Raw genomic sequence first — 3,489 nt, 5'->3', positions numbered from 1 at the left:
ATACTAAGAAGACTGTGAAGTTAAATTTAAAATGAATCATTCTGGCGATTAAAATCACCAGTTTTTAATTAGAGAAACTCTTGATATGAAAAAACATTTATTACTACTTTTACTTAGTTTTTATTCGATTCATTCATTCGCTTCGGACAAACTACACGGCAGTGTTTGGAAAACAATTGATGATGCAACGAATCAACCGAGAGCGCTGGTAAGGTTTAGCGAAGATAAGAATGGGAACTTATCAGCGAATATTGAAAAAATACTCGTTCCCAATGAAGCCAATAAATGTACGATGTGCGAAGGTACCTACAAAAATAAATCTCTAATTGGTTTAACCATCGTCAAAAATCTAAAAAGTGTAGGTCAAAATAAATATGACAAGGGATCTATTCTCGACCCTCAATCAGATAAGACCTATCGCTTTAGCGTAATAGTCTCACCAAGTGGTGAAAAACTTACCGCACGTGGATACATTGGTATTTCTGCAATTGGTCGAAACCAAACATGGTATAGAGTTAAATAAATTTTCCGTATTTTTAAAGCCACTATTTATCAAATTGCATGGTTTTTGAAGTCATCATTTATTTCAAGAACCATGTAATTTTTTCCGAATCTTCTAAATATTCTTAAGACTTTTTAAAATCTTCTCGAGGTGTTACGCCAAAAGCTTTTTTGAGAGCATGGCTAAAATGAGTAAAACCATAATCTAAAGCGACTTCAGAAATGCCAATTATAACTTTTTATCTATTTCTGGAACTTCTAACGTAACTTTTACTCGATCTAGTACAACAGTTGTCTTGAACCACTCTACATTAGAATTATTGTGAAATAGCTCATCACAAATCTTTTGAAAACGACTCATACTTGGTACTAATAGCACCAACATGAAGTCTGCCTCACCAGTGACATAATAACATTGCTGAATTTCTGGCCCAGAGAAGCTTTTTTTGAGCTCATCGAGGTCGGTTGCATGAGTTTTATTTACTCGAATCTCGACCAGAATTGTAATTACTTGATTTAATTTATCAGGATCTAAAACAGCAATATTTCCAATAATATAGCCATTTTCACGTAACTTTTGGATTCGACGCTGTACTGAAGCAGTAGATAAATGAATAGCATCTGCTAATTCTCGTAATGGGATATGGCAATCTTTTTGAAGAAGTTCAAGCAAAGCGAAATCAAATTTATCTAATGTCATCACAAACCATGCGGTGAGAAATTTTCTCACTTATCTTAAGAAATAAGAGCCTAATTATCAATCAACCTGAAATAAAATATCAATTAAAAGACTCTGCTAGTAAATATCTATGCATACTCAATCGAATACCGCTCTTGGTATAACCTTCAATGTAATTGGCTCTATCCTATTTGCTCTAATGTTTGCCTATACATCTTTACTCCACTCATTACAGGGCAACGAAATGTATGGTTGGCGTATATTGCTGACTTTTCCGTGTTTAACTCTTTTCATTATTTTGAAAGGCAATTGGCAACAAGTGCGTGATATATACACGCGTATATTTCTAGACCGTTTTTTCTTTTTAACTCGTATATTTTCTGCTTTTCTTATCGGACTACAACTTTGGCTATTCATGTGGGCTCCTACCAATGGTTACGGCCTTGATGTATCGCTTGGATATTTTTTAATGCCCATCATTATGGTAATTGTAGGACGAATCGCATTTAAAGAAAGAATGTCGAGATTGCAAAAAATATCCTGTATTTTTGCCATACTTGGAATCATTAACATGTTGGTGATATCAAAAACACTGACATGGCCAACTTTACTTATTTGTTTAGGTTACCCGATTTATTTTTGGTTAAGACAAAAGACTAATACTAATCATATTGGAGGGCTTTGGTTTGATATGATCCTAAGTCTACCTATTAGTCTATTCTTTATTTTTAACGGAAATATTGGTTCAGATGAATTGATAAGCAACCCTAATATCATTTGGTTAATTTCAGGTCTTGGTTTGATCAGTGCACTTGCTTTAGGCTTTCAATCTCTTTCAGCACCGCATCTAAATTTGACTCTTTTTGGGCTTCTTGTGTATGTTGAACCAATATTATTATTGGCTGTATCTATATTACTTGGTGAAACCATTAAAATTAATGAATGGCCAACTTATATTGCAATATGGTTAGCGGTTTGTACTCTTGTCATTGAAGGAGTAAATAGCATAAAGAAACATACGTATGCTTAACTTTCGAACCAATATCCAATACGCACGATGAATGGACCTAAAATGGTTGCAATTAATCGTGCAAGATATTGCTCAACTACTCAGATATTAGAGATAGGTATTCACACTCATAGTTGATAAAAAACAATCCAACACCCTTTCCCGCTCATCTGTCTGATCCGAGCTTAAAAGCTGAATAATGGCACCTTCAATCATATATAAAAATAGTTTGGCATCCTGAAAAGTCGCATCGGTTTTTAGTTTTATAAGTTGGCTATAGATTTCATTAATGAGCCACGTTCTATATCTTACTGCGATTTGATAGGCTTTTGGATAAGTGCGTTTTGTTTCAAAAATGGCTTTAAATAATAGATAGTAAAGTCCCTCTACATCGCTATGTAAGAAATAAAGTTTGTTGAGTTTATCCTTTACATTGGTGTAGCTGACCTCCTCAGCAATTGAAACCACTTTTTCTTTTAAGCGCTCTTTTTGCACAATCAAACAGATTTCAATAAACCGCTCTTTCGAGTGAAAGTAGTTATAAAAAGTCGCTTTTGGAATCTGAGATTCTTTCACAATTCTGTCGATTCCCACGGTATGGAATCCGTGATAGTGAAACAGATCAATCGACTTATTGATGACTTTTATGGCACGTGTTGAGAGAACTAAATTTGGCATCATTTTACCGTTATAAATTCTTGTTATTTCTAAATGAAATACTTTTTTGGGAGAAAAAAGGCATAGCAAAGCCGTAAAGACTGTGCTTGGCACATCTCAAGTTTTGTTGTTGCTCAGTTTTAAATAGAAAAGACTTTAAGCCTGAAAAACCTTAGGGCGATCAAGCTGCTTTAATCAATTAAGTTGTGTCGTTATAGCTTTTGGCAAAGACTGCCAAGAAACGATGAATGCGCAAAGCCAACTCCTTTTTATGGGGAGTTCTGCCAGACATTAAAATTATGGTGGCAGAACGAAGGGGGTTCGCGGACTGGCCTTAAGACTCCAGCACACCCAAAGGTGTCCCCCTCCGTTCCGCCATAGAGGGGGCACGAGGGTGTACACACTAAAAGTTTAAAAACCTTTAATGCCCTTAAGGGACGGTCCGCGACGACCGACTGGCAATGTGGCCAGCAGGCAAAGGATAAGCTTCACATTTATTGCAGTCAAGCACACAAAATGACATTTGTTTTAAATTAGATCATTAAAAAGTAAGGATAAATAATTAGCTTTTTATTGTTTAAAATTAATTTATAAAACAGGAATTTTCTTTGTCTGATATGGTGCCACATTTGCAATATCATTA

The 3,489-nt window shown here is 35.1% G+C and carries 4 protein-coding genes; 2 read left to right on the top strand and 2 right to left on the bottom strand.

The genetic code is table 11. The features are described 5' to 3' along the window. The first annotated feature begins 85 nt into the window (after positions 1 to 85). Complete coding sequence (locus HUN22_RS16120) at positions 86 to 523, top strand: DUF2147 domain-containing protein (RefSeq protein ID WP_174731466.1); 438 nt, start codon at positions 86 to 88, stop codon at positions 521 to 523. Between the two features lie 207 nt (positions 524 to 730). On the opposite strand, the gene HUN22_RS16115 is transcribed toward HUN22_RS16120, so the two are convergent. After that, positions 731 to 1,201 carry an Lrp/AsnC family transcriptional regulator gene (locus HUN22_RS16115; RefSeq protein WP_031947869.1) on the bottom strand — a complete coding sequence of 157 codons (471 nt, stop codon included), beginning with the start codon at positions 1,199 to 1,201 and terminating at the stop codon, positions 731 to 733. A 109-nt stretch (positions 1,202 to 1,310) separates the two neighbouring features. Between HUN22_RS16115 and rarD the strand changes: the two genes are divergently transcribed. Then, positions 1,311 to 2,210 carry an EamA family transporter RarD gene (gene rarD, locus HUN22_RS16110; RefSeq protein WP_174731464.1) on the top strand — a complete coding sequence of 300 codons (900 nt, stop codon included), beginning with the start codon at positions 1,311 to 1,313 and terminating at the stop codon, positions 2,208 to 2,210. A gap of 87 nt (positions 2,211 to 2,297) precedes the next feature. Here the strand turns inward: rarD and HUN22_RS16105 are convergent, their stop codons facing one another. After that, positions 2,298 to 2,867, bottom strand: coding sequence for a TetR/AcrR family transcriptional regulator (locus HUN22_RS16105; RefSeq protein ID WP_174731461.1), 570 nt, complete (start codon positions 2,865 to 2,867; stop codon positions 2,298 to 2,300). Between the last annotated feature and the right edge of the window lie 622 nt (positions 2,868 to 3,489).

The organism is Acinetobacter lactucae (assembly GCF_013344765.1).
Lineage (GTDB): Bacteria > Pseudomonadota > Gammaproteobacteria > Pseudomonadales > Moraxellaceae > Acinetobacter > Acinetobacter lactucae_A.
Note: the sequence above shows the minus strand (reverse complement) of the source record. Positions and strands in the feature narration are given on the sequence as shown.